The 16,369-nt window shown below is 71.4% G+C and carries 14 protein-coding genes; 9 read left to right on the forward strand and 5 right to left on the reverse strand.

All coding sequences use genetic code 11. The features are described 5' to 3' along the window. Window positions 1-111: 111 nt before the first annotated feature. Window positions 112-588 (forward strand): MarR family transcriptional regulator, encoded by a 477-nt coding sequence (locus tag ACFY9E_RS34515; protein ID WP_352119830.1) that lies wholly within the window; start codon window positions 112-114, stop codon window positions 586-588. Between the two features lie 13 nt (window positions 589-601). Here the strand turns inward: ACFY9E_RS34515 and ACFY9E_RS34520 are convergent, their stop codons facing one another. Together ACFY9E_RS34520 and ACFY9E_RS34525 are read right to left on the reverse strand one after the other, a co-directional pair. Continuing rightward, window positions 602-2,011, reverse strand: coding sequence for an ATP-binding protein (locus ACFY9E_RS34520; protein WP_390991005.1), 1,410 nt, complete (start codon window positions 2,009-2,011; stop codon window positions 602-604). Next, the gene (locus tag ACFY9E_RS34525) at window positions 2,008-2,676 is read right to left on the reverse strand and encodes a response regulator (protein WP_390991008.1); all 669 of its coding nucleotides are present in this window, start codon (window positions 2,674-2,676) and stop codon (window positions 2,008-2,010) included. Before ACFY9E_RS34525 ends, ACFY9E_RS34520 begins: the two co-directional genes overlap by 4 nt. 116 nt (window positions 2,677-2,792) lie before the next feature. On the opposite strand from ACFY9E_RS34525, the gene ACFY9E_RS34530 reads away from it, so the two are divergent. Then, window positions 2,793-3,458: a PepSY domain-containing protein gene (locus tag ACFY9E_RS34530; protein ID WP_390991011.1), complete on the forward strand. Its 666-nt coding sequence runs from the start codon at window positions 2,793-2,795 to the stop codon at window positions 3,456-3,458. A gap of 233 nt (window positions 3,459-3,691) precedes the next feature. Here the strand turns inward: ACFY9E_RS34530 and meaB are convergent, their stop codons facing one another. Further along, window positions 3,692-4,648, reverse strand: coding sequence for a methylmalonyl Co-A mutase-associated GTPase MeaB (meaB, locus tag ACFY9E_RS34535; protein WP_390991014.1), 957 nt, complete (start codon window positions 4,646-4,648; stop codon window positions 3,692-3,694). Between the two features lie 34 nt (window positions 4,649-4,682). Then, the gene (locus ACFY9E_RS34540) at window positions 4,683-5,882 is read right to left on the reverse strand and encodes an acetyl-CoA C-acyltransferase (protein ID WP_390991017.1); all 1,200 of its coding nucleotides are present in this window, start codon (window positions 5,880-5,882) and stop codon (window positions 4,683-4,685) included. A gap of 148 nt (window positions 5,883-6,030) precedes the next feature. Between ACFY9E_RS34540 and mce the strand changes: the two genes are divergently transcribed. The 7 genes from mce to ACFY9E_RS34575 all read left to right on the forward strand — a co-directional run bounded on the left by mce (window position 6,031) and on the right by ACFY9E_RS34575 (window position 15,964). Continuing rightward, a complete protein-coding gene (mce, locus tag ACFY9E_RS34545; protein ID WP_102911843.1) occupies window positions 6,031-6,471 on the forward strand; it encodes a methylmalonyl-CoA epimerase in 441 nt (146 codons plus the stop codon). 231 nt (window positions 6,472-6,702) lie between these two features. After that, window positions 6,703-10,650, forward strand: coding sequence for a polarized growth protein Scy (gene scy, locus ACFY9E_RS34550; RefSeq protein ID WP_390991020.1), 3,948 nt, complete (start codon window positions 6,703-6,705; stop codon window positions 10,648-10,650). Window positions 10,651-10,833: 183 nt separating this feature from the next. Then, the gene (locus ACFY9E_RS34555; protein ID WP_184850054.1) at window positions 10,834-11,769 is read left to right on the forward strand and encodes a cellulose-binding protein; all 936 of its coding nucleotides are present in this window, start codon (window positions 10,834-10,836) and stop codon (window positions 11,767-11,769) included. An 85-nt stretch (window positions 11,770-11,854) separates the two neighbouring features. Then, window positions 11,855-12,823: an ATP-binding cassette domain-containing protein gene (locus ACFY9E_RS34560; RefSeq protein ID WP_390991023.1), complete on the forward strand. Its 969-nt coding sequence runs from the start codon at window positions 11,855-11,857 to the stop codon at window positions 12,821-12,823. Between the two features lie 2 nt (window positions 12,824-12,825). Then, window positions 12,826-13,596, forward strand: coding sequence for an ABC transporter permease (locus ACFY9E_RS34565; RefSeq protein WP_390991025.1), 771 nt, complete (start codon window positions 12,826-12,828; stop codon window positions 13,594-13,596). A 122-nt stretch (window positions 13,597-13,718) separates the two neighbouring features. Beyond that, window positions 13,719-15,089, forward strand: a complete 1,371-nt coding sequence (locus ACFY9E_RS34570; protein WP_390991028.1) for an ATP-binding cassette domain-containing protein — start codon at window positions 13,719-13,721, stop codon at window positions 15,087-15,089. Then, on the forward strand, window positions 15,086-15,964 hold the full coding sequence (locus ACFY9E_RS34575) for an ABC transporter permease (protein ID WP_390991030.1): 879 nt from the start codon (window positions 15,086-15,088) through the stop codon (window positions 15,962-15,964). Before ACFY9E_RS34570 ends, ACFY9E_RS34575 begins: the two co-directional genes overlap by 4 nt. Before the next feature lie 6 nt (window positions 15,965-15,970). Here the strand turns inward: ACFY9E_RS34575 and ACFY9E_RS34580 are convergent, their stop codons facing one another. Then, window positions 15,971-16,303, reverse strand: coding sequence for an ATP/GTP-binding protein (locus tag ACFY9E_RS34580; protein WP_390991033.1), 333 nt, complete (start codon window positions 16,301-16,303; stop codon window positions 15,971-15,973). Window positions 16,304-16,369: the final 66 nt, after the last annotated feature.

A 16,369-nucleotide genomic window follows, 5' to 3' on the forward strand; every position in this document is an offset into this window, starting at 1 on the left:
GTCTGCGGAGTGTGACATCGAACGCCTGCGCACTGCTGTTCGCCCAGGTGTGCGCGGTCACACGCCACCCCTCACTAGTTCGCCTTTCAACCTTTTAGGTAGACTTCATTCATGGAGACCGAGACGGCCACCCGCTGGCTGACCGATGCGGAGCAGTGCGCCTGGCGCACCCACCTGGAGGTCAACAGGCTGTTGACGTACCAGCTCGAAAAGGACCTGCAGCCGTTCGGCCTGACAATGAACGACTACGAGATCCTGGTGAATCTCTCCGAGTCCGAGGATCACAGGATGCGGATGAGCGACCTCGCCTCCGCCACCCTCCAGTCCAAGAGCCGCCTCTCACACCAGATCACGCGCATGGAGAACGCGAACCTGGTCCGGCGGGAGAACTGCGAGTCGGACCGCCGGGGACTCTACGCGGTACTGACCGACCACGGCATGGCGACGATGCAGAAGGTCGCGCCCCACCATGTGGCGTCCGTGCGCAGGCACTTCATCGACCTGCTGTCCCCCGAGGCCCTGACCGAACTCGACAAGTCCCTCAAGCCCATCGCGGAGCACCTGCGCGGGCAGCGCGGACGCCCGTGACCGCGGCCCCCGGCTAGGCGAGCGGCAGGCGGAGTTCGAACAGGGCTCCGCCTGCGGGCCCCCGTCCGGCGGTGAGCGTGCCGCCGTGCCGGACGGCGACGTCCCGGGCGATGGCGAGCCCCAGCCCCGCCCCGCCGTCGTCGCGGCTGCGGGCGGCGTCCAGGCGCACGAACCGCTCGAAGATCCTCTCCCGGTCGCCCTCGGGCACCCCGTCGCCGTCGTCCGCCACCCCGACCACGGCCCGGCCCCCCTCGCGCCGCACGCTCACGGTGACGGCCGACCGGGCATGCCGCTGGGCGTTGTCCAGCAGATTGGCGAGCACCCGCCCCAACTGCCCGCGTGATCCGGCCACCTCCACCGGCTCCGCGTCCACGGTGACACCCTTCCGCCCCTCGGCCGCCTCCCGGGCGAGCCCGGCGAGGTCCACCTTCGTGTCGCCCCGCCGTTCCCCCGCGTCCAGCCGGGCGAGCAGCAGCAGGTCGGCCGCCAGCCGCTGGAGCCGGACGGTGTCCTCCACGGCCCCGTCGAGGTCCAGCAGCTCGGGGTGCGCGGCGGCCACCTCCAGTTGTGTCCGCAGCGAGGCGATCGGGCTGCGCAGCTCGTGGGAGGCGTCGGCGACGAAGCGCCGCTGCCGCTCCACGGACGTCTCCAGGGCCGCGAGCGTCTCGTTGGTGGTGCTGGCGAGCCGGGCGATCTCGTCGTGCGTGTCCGGCTCGGGAACGCGCCGCGCGAGGTCCTCGGACCTGGTGATCGCGGCCATCTCGCGCCGGATCCCCTCCACGGGCCGCAGGGCCCGCCGGGTGACCAGCCAGGTCACGCCCGCGACGACACCGAGCAGCAGCGGGAAGCCGATCAGCATCACCGTCAGCGCGGTCCGCACGGCCCCGTGCTCGGCGGCCAGCGGGGAACCGGCGTAGACCTTGAGGTGCCCCCGGTCGTGGGTCTCCACCTCGACGGCGGCGAACCGGTAGTCCTGCGCGTCCCCGTCGATCGTCGCGGACCCGTTGCTGAAGACGGTCTCCCCGGAGATCTCACCGGGTTCGAGGGCCTCGCCGGCGTCCTCCGCGTCGTCATCGTCGTCGCCCCCGGCAGGCTTCGCCGCCGGCTGCGGCTTCACCCGGTCGGTGTCCGTGCCGCTGATGCGCTCCAGATCCTCGCCCGCCGCGACGAGCCGCCGGTGCTCGTCCAGGACCTGCACCGGCCCGTCGCCGTCCAGGCCCGAGAGCTTGTCGTACGGCGTCCCGGCGGCGAGCTCGGAGGCGACCGCCCGGGCGGATCGCTCCGCCTGTGTTCCGGCCTCGCCGATCAGGTTCGAGCGCAGGGACAGCAGCACGGCGGCCCCGGCCGCGACGAGCGCCACCGCGACCACGAGCGTCGCCCCCAGCGTGGCCCGCGCCCGCACGGACCCGAACAGCCGCCTCACGAGGACGTCTCCAGCCGGTACCCGGCCCCGCGCACGGTCCGGATCAGCCCCGCCCGCAGCTTCCGCCGCAGGGTGCTGACGTAGACCTCGACGATGTTCGGATCACCCTCGTACGCGAAGTCCCAGACGTGCTCCAGGATCTCGGACTTGGACACGACCTCGCCGGCCCGCAGCACGAGCTGCTCCAGCACGGAGAACTCCTTGGCGGTGAGGGCGATCTCGTCCTCGCCCAGAAACACCCGCCGGGCCGCGGTGTCCACCTTCAGGTCCCCGTGCACATGCACCGGCGAGGCCCCCGCGCCCTGTCCGCGGCGCCGCAGCAGCGCCTTGATCCGGGCGACGAGCACGACGTACGAGAACGGCTTGGTCAGATAGTCGTCGGCGCCGGTGTCCAGCCCTTCGGCCTCGTCGTACTCGCCGTCCTTGGCGGTCAGCATCAGGATCGGCACGTCGTGCCCGGCGGCACGCAGGGCGGCGCAGACCCGGTAGCCGTTGAGGCCGGGCAGCATGATGTCGAGGACGACCAGGTCGTACGTCCCCTCCGAGGCCTGGTGCAGGCCCTCCCGTCCGTCGTGGACGACGTCCACGGCGTACCCCTCGGCCGTCAGGCCCCTGGCGAGCGACAGGGCCAGCCGCTTCTCGTCCTCCACGATCAACAGGCGCATGCGTAAAGAGTCGCAAAAGCAACCTGAAGATCCCTTCAGGGGTCTTCAGGTTCCTCTCAGCCTCGATCAGCCAGAGTCGAAGACGTCGCAAACGAAACGACTCGGGAGGAATCCGCATGAAGCGCAACATCGTGATCGCCGCTGTGACCGCCGCCGCTCTGATCGGAGGCGGTACGGCCACGGCTCTCGCGACCACCGGTGACGACGCCGGCTCGGCGCGGCAGGCGGCCGACACCCGGCTGTCGGGCGACGACGTCCGGGACGACCAGGACGGCCCGGACGCGCAGGACGACGGCGACGACGGCGCCCGGGCGGCTTCTTCGAAGGTCACCGCGTCCGAGGCCATCGCCTCCGCGCTGAAGCACACCTCGGGCACGGCCGTCTCCGCCGAGCTGGACGACGAGGACGACAGCGACAAGGTGGTCTGGAAGGTCGACGTCCTGTCGGGCGACAGCACCTGGCACAGCGTGAGCGTCGACCCGGCCGACGGCAAGGTCCTCGGTGCGCACGCCGACGACGAGGACGACACGGCGCAGGTGCGTGCTGCCCTGAAGGGCTCCTCCGTGACGGCGGAGGAAGCCGCGAAGGCCGCCGCCGGCAAGGGCGTGGTGACGTCCGTCGACCTCGACGAGGACGGCAAGGGCAAGTCCTGGGAGGCCGAGACGCACAAGTCCGGCGGCACCGAGCAGGACTGGAAGGTCGACCTGACGTCGGGCAAGGTCACGGCGGACCGCGCGGACGACAACGACAAGGACGACGACCAGAGCGACGACCAGGACTGACCGGTCACTGTCGTGTGTCGACCGCCCCGGTGTCCGTGCTGACGCCGGGGCGTCGCGCGGCTCGGCGCGACGAGGTGCCTCACCCAAGCTCTCGGCTTCGCTCGAGCAGGGGGGACCCCCACCGCCCACCCGTGCCGCCCCGGCGGCACGACTGCCCGCGGCTGAGAGGGACCGGACGCCCGCCCCCGCTCGCCCGCACCCGGCGAGGAGGCGCGCGCACCGGTCCGCGGTGCTCAGCCCTCCGTCAACCCCGCCACCAGTTCGTCGGCCGCCCGGTACGGATCCAGCTCCCCGGACACGATCCGCTCGGCGAGCGCCCCGAGGCGGCGGTCTCCGTGCAGGTCACCGATCCGCTCCCGCAACGCCGTCACCGCGATCGTCTCGACCTCCCGGGACGCCCGGGACAGACGCCGCTCCGCGAGGACACCCCGCTCCTCCATCCAGGCCCGGTGCTTCTCCAGCGCCTCGACGACCTCGTCGATGCCCTCACCCCGCGCGGCCACCGTCTTCACGATCGGCGGACGCCAGTCGCCCGGCCCCCGGGACTCCCCCAGCCCCAGCATGTGGTTCAGCTCGCGGGCCGTCGCGTCCGCCCCGTCCCGGTCGGCCTTGTTCACGACGTACACGTCGCCGATCTCCAGGATCCCGGCCTTGGCCGCCTGGATCCCGTCGCCCATCCCCGGCGCGAGCAGCACGACGGAGGTGTCCGCCTGCGAGGCGATCTCCACCTCCGACTGCCCGACCCCCACCGTCTCGACAAGGATGACGTCGCAGCCGGCGGCGTCCAGGACCCGGATCGCCTGCGGGGCCGACCAGGCCAGACCGCCCAGGTGCCCGCGCGTGGCCATCGACCTGATGTACACGCCCGGGTCGGACGCGTGCTCCGACATCCGCACCCGGTCCCCGAGCAGCGCGCCGCCCGAGAACGGGGACGACGGGTCGACGGCGAGCACGCCGACCCGCTTGTCCTGCTTGCGGTACGCGGAGACCAGCGCCGAGGTCGACGTGGACTTGCCGACCCCGGGCGACCCGGTCAGCCCGACCACGTACGCCCCGCCCGTCAGCGGCGCGAGCGCCGCCATGACCTCCCGCAGCTGCGGGGACGCCCCCTCCACCAGGGAGATCAGCCGGGCGACCGCCCGCGGCCTCCCCTCCCTGGCCTGGGCCACCAGCGTGGAGACGTCCTGCATCACAGCTCCGTTCAGATAAGGGACGTACCGAAACTCAGGCCTTGGGCACGCGCACGATCAGCGCGTCGCCCTGCCCGCCGCCACCGCACAGCGCGGCCGCACCCACACCGCCGCCGCGCCGCTTCAGCTCCAGCGCGAGATGCAGCACGAGACGCGCGCCGGACATCCCGATCGGGTGACCCAGGGCAATGGCACCACCGTTGACATTCACCTTTTCGGTGGACACACCGAGGTCCTTCATGGACTGCACGGCCACGGCCGCGAACGCCTCGTTGATCTCGATGAGGTCGAGGTCCGAGACCTCCAGGCCCTCCTTCTTCAGCGCGTGCAGGATCGCGTTGGACGGCTGCGACTGGAGCGAGTTGTCCGGTCCGGCCACGTTGCCGTGCGCCCCGATCTCGGCGATCCACTCCAGGCCGAGCTCCTGGGCCTTGGCCTTGCTCATCACCACGACGGCGGCGGCACCGTCGGAGATCTGCGAGGCCGACCCGGCCGTGATCGTGCCGTCCTTGGCGAAGGCCGGACGCAGCTTGCCCAGGGACTCGGCGGTGGTGTCGCCGCGGATGCCCTCGTCCTTGCTGAAGAGCACCGGGTCGCCCTTGCGCTGCGGGATCTCGACGGGCGTGATCTCGGCCTCGAACAGGCCGTTCTTCTGCGCGGCGGCGGCCCGCTGGTGCGACAGGGCGGCGATCTCGTCCTGCTCGGGGCGCGCGATGCCGAGGCGGGTGTTGTGCTTCTCGGTCGACTCGCCCATGGCGACGCCGTCGAAGGAGTCGGTCAGACCGTCGTGGGCCATGGCGTCGAGCATCTGGATGGCGCCGTACTTGTAGCCCTCACGGGACTTGGGCAGCAGGTGCGGGGCGTTGGTCATGGACTCCTGACCACCGGCGACGACCACGTCGAACTCACCCGCACGGATGAGCTGGTCCGCGAGCGCGATGGCGTCGAGGCCCGACAGACACACCTTGTTGATGGTCAGCGCCGGGACGTTCATCGGGATGCCGGCCTTGACCGCGGCCTGGCGGGCCGGGATCTGGCCCGCTCCCGCCTGGAGCACCTGGCCCATGATCACGTACTGCACCTGGTCGCCGCCGATCCCCGCACGGTCGAGGGCGGCCTTGATCGCGAAGCCGCCGAGGTCGGCTCCGGAGAAGGACTTCAGCGATCCGAGCAACCGCCCCATGGGCGTACGCGCCCCCGAGACGATCACCGAGCTGGTCGTAGCAGAAGACATGAGCTGCGATCCCCTTACCGGCTGCACAGCCGAGGAGTGAACGAGGGTTTACTTCGAATGTACTGAGTGGCACTCCGTGCCGTCATCGGGCTGTCGGTGTGATCGCGCGCACGTTGCGTAACCACCTTCGGAGCGCTGCACTGAATCCATGCTGACGCGAATCGACCACATCGGAATCGCCTGTTTCGACCTCGACAAGACCGTCGAGTTCTACCGTGCCACCTACGGCTTCGAGGTGTTCCACTCCGAGGTCAACGAGGAGCAGGGCGTGCGCGAGGCCATGCTCAAGATCAACGATACGTCCGACGGCGGCGCCTCGTACCTGCAGCTCCTGGAGCCGACCCGCGAGGACTCCACCGTCGCGAAGTGGCTGGCGAAGAACGGGGAGGGCGTCCACCACATCGCTTTCGGTACGGCGGATGTCGACGGGGACGCCGATGAGATCAAGGGCAAGGGCGTACGCGTGCTGTACGAAGAGCCGCGACGCGGTTCCATGGGGTCACGGATCACCTTCCTGCACCCCAAGGACTGTCATGGCGTACTGACAGAACTGGTCACTTCGGCGCCTGTTGAGTCACCTGAGCACTGACCCTCGTACATAGGGGCCGGTAGGGTTGGGGGCGGTCGCCGCTCATCAGGGTGACCGCGGTCCCGCCGTGCGACGGCAGGACCACCGGGGTCCGGGTTTCGGGGGACGAGCGTCGGGGCAGCAGCCTGCGCTCCGCCGATGATCTGACACCATTCCCCGGGGGCCCCGTCCGGCGGATGGACGGAGCTCGTTTGGAGAGAGTTGCGACCAGGGGACGGATGGGACCGCGCAGTGCGGGGCTACGAGAGCCAGGAGCGAGAGCCGGCGGCTGACGTCGACCACCTCTCTCGGTTCGAAGCCGAGATGAAGCGGCTGAAGACCGAGCGGGAAAAGGCGATCCAGCACGCCGAGGACCTCGGCTACCAGGTCGAGGTGCTGCGCGCCAAGCTGCACGAGGCGCGGCGCACCATCATGTCCCGGCCCTCCTTCGAGGGGGGCGACATCGGCTGGCAGGCCGAGCAGTTGCTGCGCAACGCGCAGATGCAGGCCGACCAGATCCGCGCGGACGCCGACCGCGAGCTGAGCGAGGCCCGGGCGCAGACCCAGCGGATCCTCCAGGAGCACGCCGAGCAGGCGGCCCGGCTCCAGGCCGAGCTGCACCAGGAGGCGGTGACCCGCCGCCAGCAGCTGGACCAGGAGCTGGCCGAGCGCCGCCAGACGGTCGAGTCGCACGTCAACGAGAACGTGGCGTGGGCCGAGCAGCTGCGGGCCCGCACCGAGCAGCAGGCCCGCCGGCTGCTGGAGGAGTCCCGGGCCGAGGCCGAGCAGGCCCTGGCCACCGCCCGCGCGGAGGCCGAGCGGCTGGCGACCGAGGCACGGCAGCGGCTGACGAGCGCGGCCGAGGAGGCACGCGCCGAGGCCGAGCAGATCCTGCGCCGCGCCCGCACGGACGCCGAGCGCCTGCTCAACGCCGCCTCCACGCAGGCCCAGGAGGCCACCGACCACGCCGAGCAGCTGCGTACGTCCACCGTCTCGGAGTCGGAGTCGGCGCGCCGCGAGGCCCAGGAGCTGAGCCGGGCCGCCGAGCAGCGGATGACCGAGGCCGAGGAGGCGCTGCGCAAGGCGCAGACCGAGTCTGAGAAGCTGCTCTCGGAGGCCAAGGAGGCCGCAGCCAAGGCCCTGGCGAGCGCCGAGTCCGCCAACGAGACCCGCACGCGCACCGCCAAGGAGCAGGTCGCCCGGCTGGTCGAGGAGGCCACCAAGGAGGCCGAGAACACCAAGTCCGAGGCCGAGCAGCTGGTCGCCGACGCCCGCGCCGAGGCCGAGAAGATCGTGGCGGAGGCCTCCGAGAAGGCCCGCACGCTCACCGCCGAGGAGACCGCGACCCAGCTGTCGAAGGCGGCCAGGACCGCCGAGGAGGTCCTCAACAAGGCGTCGGAGGACGCCAAGAAGACCACGAAGGCCGCGGCCGAGGAGGCCGAGCGGATCCGCTCGGAGGCCGAGGCGGAGGCGGACCGGCTGCGGGCCGAGGCGCACGACATCGCCGAGCAGCTCAAGGGCGCGGCGAAGGACGACACCAAGGAGTACCGCGCCAAGACGGTCGAGCTGCAGGAGGAGGCCCGCCGGCTGCGCGGCGAGGCCGAGCAGCTGCGGGCGGACGCGGTCGAAGAGGGCGAGAAGATCCGCGCCGAGGCCCGCAAGGAGGCCGTGGCGCAGATCGAGGAGGCGGCGAAGTCCGCCGAGGAGCTGCTCGCCAAGGCCAAGGCGGACGCGGACGAGCTGCGCACGACGGCCCAGGCGGACAGCGAGAAGGTCCGCACCGAGGCCATCGAGCGGGCGACGACGCTGCGCCGGCAGGCCGAGGAGACGCTCCAGCGCACCCGGCAGGAGGCCGAGCGGCACCGCGAGGAGGTCGTCGAGCAGGCCGAGGCGCTCAAGCAGGACGCCGAGCGCGCGGCGCGGGAGCTGCACGAGGAGACCGAGCGGGCCATGGAGGCCCGTCGTGCCGAGGCCGCCGAGGAGCTGACGCGGCTCCAGAGGGAGGCCGAGGAGCGGCTGACGGCCGCCGAGCAGGCGCTGTCGGACGCCCGTGAGGAGGCCGCGCGGATCCGCCGCGAGGCCGCCGAGGAGAACGAGCGGCTGCGTGCCGAGGCCGCCGAGCGGATCCGTACGCTCCAGCAGCAGGCCGAGACGGAGGCCGAGCGGCTGCGCGACGAGGCCGTGTCGGACGCGTCCGCGGCGCGTGCCGAGGGCGAGGCCGTCGCCGTACGGCTTCGCTCGGAGGCGGCGAACGAGGCCGAGCGGCTGAAGTCGGAGGCGCAGGAGAGCGCCGACCGCATGCGCGCGGAGGCGCAGTCCGCCGCCGAGCGGCTCGCCGCGGAGGCGTCCGAGACGCTGGCCGCCGCCCAGGAGGAGGCAAACCGGCGCCGCCGCGAGGCCGAGGAACTCCTCGGCAGCGCCCGGCAGGAGGCCGACCAGGAGCGTGAGCGGGCCCGCGAGCAGAGCGAGGAGCTGCTGGCCTCGGCGCGCAAGCGCGTGGAGGACGCGCAGGCCGAGGCCGTACGGCTGGTCGAGGAGGCCGACCGTCGCGCCACGGAGATGGTGTCGGCGGCCGAGCAGCACGCCCAGCAGGTCCGGGACTCCGTCGCGGGGCTGCACGAGCAGGCCCAGGAGGAGATCACCGGGCTGCGCTCCGCCGCCGAGCACGCGGCGGACCGTACGCGCCGGGAGGCCCAGGAGGAGGCGGACCGGGTCCGCTCCGACGCCTACGCCGAGCGGGAGCGCGCGAGCGAGGACGCGGGCCGGCTGCGGCGCGAGGCGCACGAGGAGTCCGAGGCCGCCAAGGCGCTCGCCGAGCGGACGATGTCCGAGGCGATCGCGGAGGCGGAGCGGATCCGCACGGACGTCGCCGAGCACGCCCAGCGGGTGCGCACGGAGGCGTCGGACGCGATCGCGGAGGCCGAGCAGAGCGCCTCGCGCACCAGGGCGGACGCCCGGGAGGACGCCAACCGCATCCGGTCGGACGCGGCGACGCAGGCGGACACCCTCATCACCGAGGCGCGCAACGAGGCGGAGCGGCTCGCGACGGAGACGATCCAGGAGACGGACCGGCTCCGGATGGACACGGTCGCCGAGGCGGAGCGGGTCCGTACGGAGGCGATCTCCGAGGCCGAGCGCGTCCGCTCCGAGGCGGCCACCGAGGCCGAGCGGGTGCGGGCGGAGTCGGTCGCCAAGGCCGAGCAGCTGGTCGGGGAGGCCAGCGGCGAGGCGGAGCGGCTGCGGGCCGAGGCCGCCGAGACGGTCGGTTCGGCGCAGCAGCACGCGGAGCGGATCCGCAACGAGGCCCAGCGCGTCAAGTCGGATGCGGAGGCGGAGGCGGAGCGGCTGGTCAGCTCCGCGCGCGAGGAGGCCGACCGCACGCTGGACGAGGCCCGCAAGGACGCCAACAAGCGGCGTTCCGAGGCGGCCGAGCAGGTCGACAAGCTCATCACGGAGACCACGGCCGAGGCGGACAAGCTGCTGACCGATGCGCAGCAGCAGGCGCACAAGACCACGGCGGAGGCCGAGTCGCAGGCCGACACGATGGTGGGTGCGGCCCGCACCGAGGCCGACCGGCTGGTGTCCGAGGCGACGGTCGAGGGCAACTTGCTGGTGGAGAAGGCCCGTACGGACGCGGACGAGCTGCTGGTCGGCGCGCGCCGGGACGCCACGCAGATAAGGGAGCGCGCCGAGGAGCTGCGCGACCGCATCACCTCCGAGATCGAACAGCTGCACGAGCGGGCCCGTCGCGAGTCGGCCGAGACGATGAAGTCGGCGGGCGACCGGTGCGACGCGCTCGTCAAGGCGGCCGAGGAGCAGCTGGCGAAGGCGCAGGCCAAGGCCAAGGAGATCGTCTCGGAGGCCAACTCCGAGGCGGGCAAGGTCCGTATCGCCGCGGTGAAGAAGGCGGAGGGGCTGCTCAAGGAGGCCGAGCAGAAGAAGTCCACGCTGGTCCGGGAGGCCGAGGAGCTCAAGGCCGAGGCGATCCGCGAGGCCAAGCGCACGGTCGAGGAGGGCAAGCGCGAGCTGGAGGTCCTGGTCCGCCGTCGCGAGGACATCAACGCCGAGATCTCCCGTGTCCAGGACGTCCTGGAGGCGTTGGAATCCTTCGAGGCCCCCTCTTCGGGCAAGGACAACGGAGTCAAGGCCGGCGCGACGGTCGGCGCACCCCGTTCGGGTGGCAAGTCCTCGGATAGCTAGCCAAACGGGGCGAATCCGGTGTGTGCTGGGGCCTTTGACCAAGTCTTTGGCAAGCGGTCCGGGGGTTAGCCACTCAAAAGGGGTGTCATTTTCCAGATCAAACGCGCATCCGCTCGATGACACACCGTTTCGGCCCCTAGGATTCCACCTATCACCTCACCGGTCTCATTCGACAGGAACCCCATGAGCGACACTTCCCCCTACGGCTTCGAGCTTGTGCGGCGTGGGTACGACCGCGCTCAGGTGGACGAACGTATCTCCAAGCTCGTCTCCGACCGTGACAGCGCTCTCGCCCGCATCACCGCTCTGGAAAAGCGCATCGAAGAGCTCCACCTCGAGACGCAGAACGCCCAGGCCCAGATCACCGACGCCGAGCCGTCGTACGCGGGTCTCGGTGCGCGCGTGGAGAAGATCCTCCGCCTCGCCGAGGAGGAGGCGAAGGACCTGCGCGAGGAGGCCCGGCGCGCCGCCGAGCAGCACCGCGAGCTCGCCGAGTCGGCGGCCCAGCAGGTGCGCAACGACGCCGAGTCGTACTCCGCGGAGCGCAAGGCGAAGGCCGAGGACGAGGGCCTGCGGATCGTCGAGAAGGCCAAGAGTGACGCCGCCCAGCTGCGTTCCGAGGCGCAGAAGGACGCGCAGTCCAAGCGTGAGGAGGCGGACGCCCTCTTCGAGGAGACCCGCGCCAAGGCCGCTCAGGCCGCCGCCGACTTCGAGACGAACCTCGCCAAGCGCCGCGAGCAGTCCGAGCGCGACCTGGCCTCCCGTCAGGCCAAGGCCGAGAAGCGCCTCGCCGAGATCGAGCACCGCGCCGAGCAGCTGCGCCTGGAGGCCGAGAAGCTGCGCACGGACGCCGAGCGCCGCGCCCGCCAGACAGTGGAGACGGCCCAGCGCCAGGCCGAGGACATCGTGGCCGACGCCAACGCCAAGGCCGACCGCATCCGTTCGGAATCCGAGCGCGAGCTGGCCGCCCTCACCAACCGCCGCGACAGCATCAACGCCCAGCTGACGAACGTCCGCGAGATGCTCGCGACGCTCACGGGCGCCGCGGTGGCCGCCGCCGGTACGCCGGCCGAGGACGAGCCGATCTCCCGTGGGGTCCCGGCGCAGCAGTCCCGGTAACGGCCCGGCATACGGAGTCTGAACCTCCGCAAAGCCCTCTGTCGCTCGGGTGGCAGAGGGCTTTGTCACGTTCTAGCGTGACGGCATGATTGAGCTGGAGGGGCTGACCAAGCGGTACGGCGAGAAGGTGGCGGTCAACAACCTGTCCTTCACCGTGAGACCGGGCATCGTCACCGGCTTCCTCGGGCCCAACGGGGCGGGCAAGTCCACGACCATGCGGATGGTCCTCGGTCTCGACCACCCGACCGCCGGCGACGTCCGTATCGACGGCAAGCACTACCACCAGCTCAAGGACCCCCTGACCTACATCGGCGCCCTGCTGGAGGCCAAGGCCTGGCACGGCGGGCGCACCGCCTACAACCATCTGCTGTGCCTCGCGCAGAGCAACGGCATTCCGAGCAGCCGTGTGCGGGACGTGCTGGAGACCGTCGGGCTGACGGCGGTCGCCAGGAAGAAGACCAAGGGCTTCTCGATGGGCATGGGGCAGCGGCTCGGCATCGCGGCCGCGCTGCTCGGCGATCCGCGGATCCTGATGTTCGACGAGCCGGTCAACGGCCTCGACCCCGAGGGCATCCACTGGATCCGCACCCTGATGAAGTCGCTCGCCGCACAGGGCCGGACCGTGTTCGTCTCCTCCCACCTGATGAGCGAGATGGCACTGACGGCCGAGCACCTCGTCGTCATCGGGCAGGGCCGGCTGCTCGCGGACACCTCCATGGCGGACTTCATCGACCGCAACTCGCGGTCGTACGTCCGGGTCCGCAGTCCGCAGCGGGAGCGGCTGCTCGACGTGCTGCACCAGGCCGGGATCGTGGCCGTGGAGAGCGGCGAGGGAGTGCTGGAGGTGGACGGCGGCAAGGCGGAGCAGATCGGTGAGGTGGCGGCGCAACACCGGATCACGCTGCACGAGCTGAGCCCGCAACAGGCTTCGCTGGAGGAGGCGTTCATGCAGCTGACGGCGGGGTCGGTGGAGTATCACGCACACAGCGAGACGGGCGCGGCGAGCCCCGAGGCACCGCGGCAGCAGTGGGGCGACGGCTGGAAGAGGGGCTGAGCATGGCGACGGCACAGGTCGTACGGTCGGAGTGGACCAAGATCCGGTCGGTGGCGTCCACGGTGTGGACGCTCTCGCTGGTGGTGGTCGTGACGATCGCCCTCGGCATGCTGATCTCGGCACTGTCGAAGAACGAGTTCGACTCGATGAACCCGCAGGACCGGGCGGAGTTCGACCCGACGTTCATCAGTTTCGCGGGGATGAGTCTCGGCCAGCTGGCGATGATCGTCTTCGGTGTGCTGGTCGTGTCGAACGAGTACAGCACCGGCATGATCCGCACCTCGCTGGCCGCGGTGCCGCAGCGCGGCTCCTTCCTGTTCAGCAAGATCGCGGTCGCGTCGGCGCTCGCCCTGCTGGTCGGCCTCGTCACCAGCTTCGCCGCCTTCTTCCTGGGGCAGGCGATGCTGGGCTCGCACCGGGCGGAGATCGGCGACCCGGGGGTCCTGCGGGCGGTGATCGGCGGCGGCCTCTACATGGCGCTGATCGCGATGTTCTCCATGGGTGTCGCCGCGATGCTGCGCTCGCCGATGCTGTCACTGGGCATCCTGATGCCGTTCTTCTTCCTGATCTCCAACATCCTCGGCAACGTCGACGCGACGAAGAAGGTCGGCCGGTTCCTTCCGGACCAGGCCGGCAGCAAGATCATGCAGGTGGTCACGCCGATCGACGACGACACCCCGTACGGGCCCTGGGGAGGCCTCGGGATCATGGGGCTGTGGGTGCTCGCGGCGCTGATCGGCGGCTATGTGCTGCTGAAGAAGCGGGACGCCTAGGGGGAGAGGCTCGGCCCGACCTTTTACCTCCTCTTGGGCGGAACCGTCAGCGCCTCGATATCCTCCTAACCCTTACGGGGGCGTGTGCCCCGCTGTCCTGAACCTTGCGATGGGTGCGGAGCATGATCGAAGCAGTCGGCCTGACGAAGCGCTACGGCGACAAGACCGCTGTGTACAACCTTTCCTTCCAGGTGCGGCCCGGAGCCGTCACCGGCTTCCTCGGGCCGAACGGTTCGGGCAAGTCGACGACGATGCGGATGATCCTCGGTCTGGACAACCCGACGGCCGGACATGTGACGATCGGCGGCTACCCGTACCGCAGGCTGCCCAACGCCGCCCGTCAGGTCGGCGCGCTGCTGGACGCCAAGGCGGTGCACGGCGGCCGGTCCGCCCGCAGCCATCTGCTGTCCCTGGCCCAGCTGTCGGGCATCCCGGCCCGGCGGGTGGACGAGGTGCTCGGGGTCGTCGGTCTGCAGGACGTGGCCAAGAGGCGGTCCAAGGGCTTCTCCCTCGGCATGGGGCAGCGGCTCGGCATCGCCGCGGCACTGCTCGGCGACCCGCAGGTGCTGCTGTTCGACGAGCCGGTCAACGGCCTCGACCCCGAGGGCATCCTCTGGGTGCGCAATCTGATGAAGGCACTGGCGGCGGAGGGCCGCACGGTCTTCGTCTCCTCCCACCTGATGAGCGAGATGGCGCTGACCGCCGACCACCTCATCGTCATCGGGCGCGGTCAGCTGCTCGCGGACATGAGCGTGACCGCGTTCATCTCGGCGAACTCCGCGGACTTCGCGCGGGTGCGGACGCCCGACACCGATCCGCAGCAGCGCGAGAAGCTGTCGGCCGCGCTGACCGAGTCGGGCGGGCACGTGCTGCCCGAGCAGGACGGCGCGCTGCGCGTGACGGGGCTGGCCCTGCCGCGCATCAGCGACATCGCGCACGACCACGGCGTTCGGCTGTGGGAGCTGTCGCCGCACCAGGCCTCCCTGGAGGAGGCGTACATGCGGATGACGCAGGGCGCCGTCGACTACCGCTCGACGATCGACCAGAAGGAAGGGCTCCAGCAGCCGCTGCCGCCCGGCGCGCAGCCGCCGATGCCGGTGCCCGGGCAGGGTCAGGCGGGCTGGTACGCCCCGCCGCCGCCCCAGCAGGGCGACCGGCCGTTCGCTCCGCCGCAGGGTGCACCGGGCCAGGCCCCGGCGGGCCCGTACGGCGCCCCGGGGATGCCCCAGGGCGCCCCGAGCGCCCCCGGCGCGGGAACACCCAACCCGTACGCACAGCCCGCGCCCGAGGCGCCTCAGGCACCGCAGGGCGCCCCGCAGCCCGTGTCGCAGGCCGTCGCGGGCCAGGCGGCCACCGCCGGGTCCACGCCCGCGCCGCAGGGCTCGGCCCCGTCCGCGCCGCAGGTGCCCGCCGCCCCGCCGGCCACCTCGGCACCCGCGCGGCCCGCCGCCGCCCCGACCTCCGACCTGACCAAGCCCGAGGACGGCCGATGAGCAGCCCCCAGTCCCAGATGCCGCAGGCCGCGCCCGCCTGGCAGCCGGCGCCCGGTTCCGCCCCCCACCCCGGCCAGGGCTACACCTCGCCGATCCCGGTCGTGCGCACCCACCTCGGGAACGCCATCGCCTCCGAGTGGACGAAGATCAGGTCGGTGCGCTCCACGATGTGGACGCTCGGCGTGTTCGTCCTGCTCGTCGTCGGCATCGGCACGCTGACCGGCGTGGTGGTGGCGAACTCCGACCCGGCCCTGGACGGCCAGAGCCCGCTCGGACTGGGCTTCTTCGGCCTCCTGCTCGGCAGTATGTGCATCATCACGCTGGGCGTGCTGACCACGGCCTCGGAGTACGGCACCGGCATGATCCGCACCACGATGGTCGCGTGCCCGAGCCGCGGCCGGGTGCTGGTGGCAAAGGCAGTGGTGTTCTTCCTGGTCGCTTTCGTGGTGACGCTCGTGTCCGCGTCGCTCGTGGCCTCCCTGCACGTGGCCATGCTGGATGGCGACGGTGCCAAGTCCCCCTCCGGCGGTGAGTGGCTGAAGGGCACGGTCGGCATCGCGCTCTACATCGCGCTGCTGGGCCTGCTCTCGCTGATCGTCGGCTCGATCATCCGGCACTCGGCGGGCGCCATCACCATCATGATCGGTGCCGTGCTGGCCCCGCTGGTGATCGCGCTGTTCATGTTCTCGGAGTCGCTGCAGTCCGTGCGCGACGCCCTGTTCGAGTACTCGATCCCGAACCAGCTGAGCGTCTTCTACGCCAACTCCCTGAGCGAATCCGGCCCGTCGGGCTGGGACCCGCTGTGGATCATCCTCGGCGTCACGGCCGTGGCGTTCGCGGGCGCCTTCGCGCTGCTGGAGAAGCGGGACGTCTGAGTTCCCTCAGAACCTCGGCGCGTTACGGGACCGCTGCACCCCCGGGGTGCGGCGGTCCCGCGCGTTCCAGCAGGCCTTGTGCCAGTGCCGTCTGTCGTCGACGCCCGTGTGCTCCGACCAGGCCACCACGTGCGGCACCCCGTCCGGGATCATCTGGTCGCAGCCGGGACAGCGGTACGACTTGCCCTGCGCGCTCGCGCCGGCCACGTGCCGCACGCTCCAGTTCTCGCCCCGCCAGTTCTCCGAGGACTGCCAGCCGCCGTAGCGGCCTGGGCGGTCGTCCTCGACACTCCGGCCGAACGAAGCGGCGTCCTTGGGTCGGTTGCGACGCGGGGACACGGGACACCTCTCGGGGCTATACAGGAAGCAGGGGCCGCGTCCAGCCTACGCGGCGCGCACGGGGGT

The organism is Streptomyces sp. NPDC012466 (genome assembly GCF_042955215.1).
Classification (GTDB): Bacteria; Actinomycetota; Actinomycetes; order Streptomycetales; family Streptomycetaceae; genus Streptomyces.

What these genes read in the sequence shown, in the direction of transcription:
- ACFY9E_RS34565 (WP_390991025.1), top strand. Translation starts at nt 12,826, where the DNA reads ATGGCGACGGCACAGGTCGTACGGTCGGAGTGGACCAAGATCCGGTCG.
- ACFY9E_RS34530 (WP_390991011.1), top strand. Translation starts at nt 2,793, where the DNA reads ATGAAGCGCAACATCGTGATCGCCGCTGTGACCGCCGCCGCTCTGATC.
- mce (WP_102911843.1), top strand. Translation starts at nt 6,031, where the DNA reads ATGCTGACGCGAATCGACCACATCGGAATCGCCTGTTTCGACCTCGAC.
- ACFY9E_RS34515 (WP_352119830.1), top strand. Translation starts at nt 112, where the DNA reads ATGGAGACCGAGACGGCCACCCGCTGGCTGACCGATGCGGAGCAGTGC.
- ACFY9E_RS34560 (WP_390991023.1), top strand. Translation starts at nt 11,855, where the DNA reads ATGATTGAGCTGGAGGGGCTGACCAAGCGGTACGGCGAGAAGGTGGCG.
- ACFY9E_RS34570 (WP_390991028.1), top strand. Translation starts at nt 13,719, where the DNA reads ATGATCGAAGCAGTCGGCCTGACGAAGCGCTACGGCGACAAGACCGCT.
- ACFY9E_RS34575 (WP_390991030.1), top strand. Translation starts at nt 15,086, where the DNA reads ATGAGCAGCCCCCAGTCCCAGATGCCGCAGGCCGCGCCCGCCTGGCAG.
- ACFY9E_RS34525 (WP_390991008.1), bottom strand. Translation starts at nt 2,676, where the DNA reads ATGCGCCTGTTGATCGTGGAGGACGAGAAGCGGCTGGCCCTGTCGCTC.
- ACFY9E_RS34555 (WP_184850054.1), top strand. Translation starts at nt 10,834, where the DNA reads ATGAGCGACACTTCCCCCTACGGCTTCGAGCTTGTGCGGCGTGGGTAC.
- ACFY9E_RS34540 (WP_390991017.1), bottom strand. Translation starts at nt 5,882, where the DNA reads ATGTCTTCTGCTACGACCAGCTCGGTGATCGTCTCGGGGGCGCGTACG.
- meaB (WP_390991014.1), bottom strand. Translation starts at nt 4,648, where the DNA reads ATGCAGGACGTCTCCACGCTGGTGGCCCAGGCCAGGGAGGGGAGGCCG.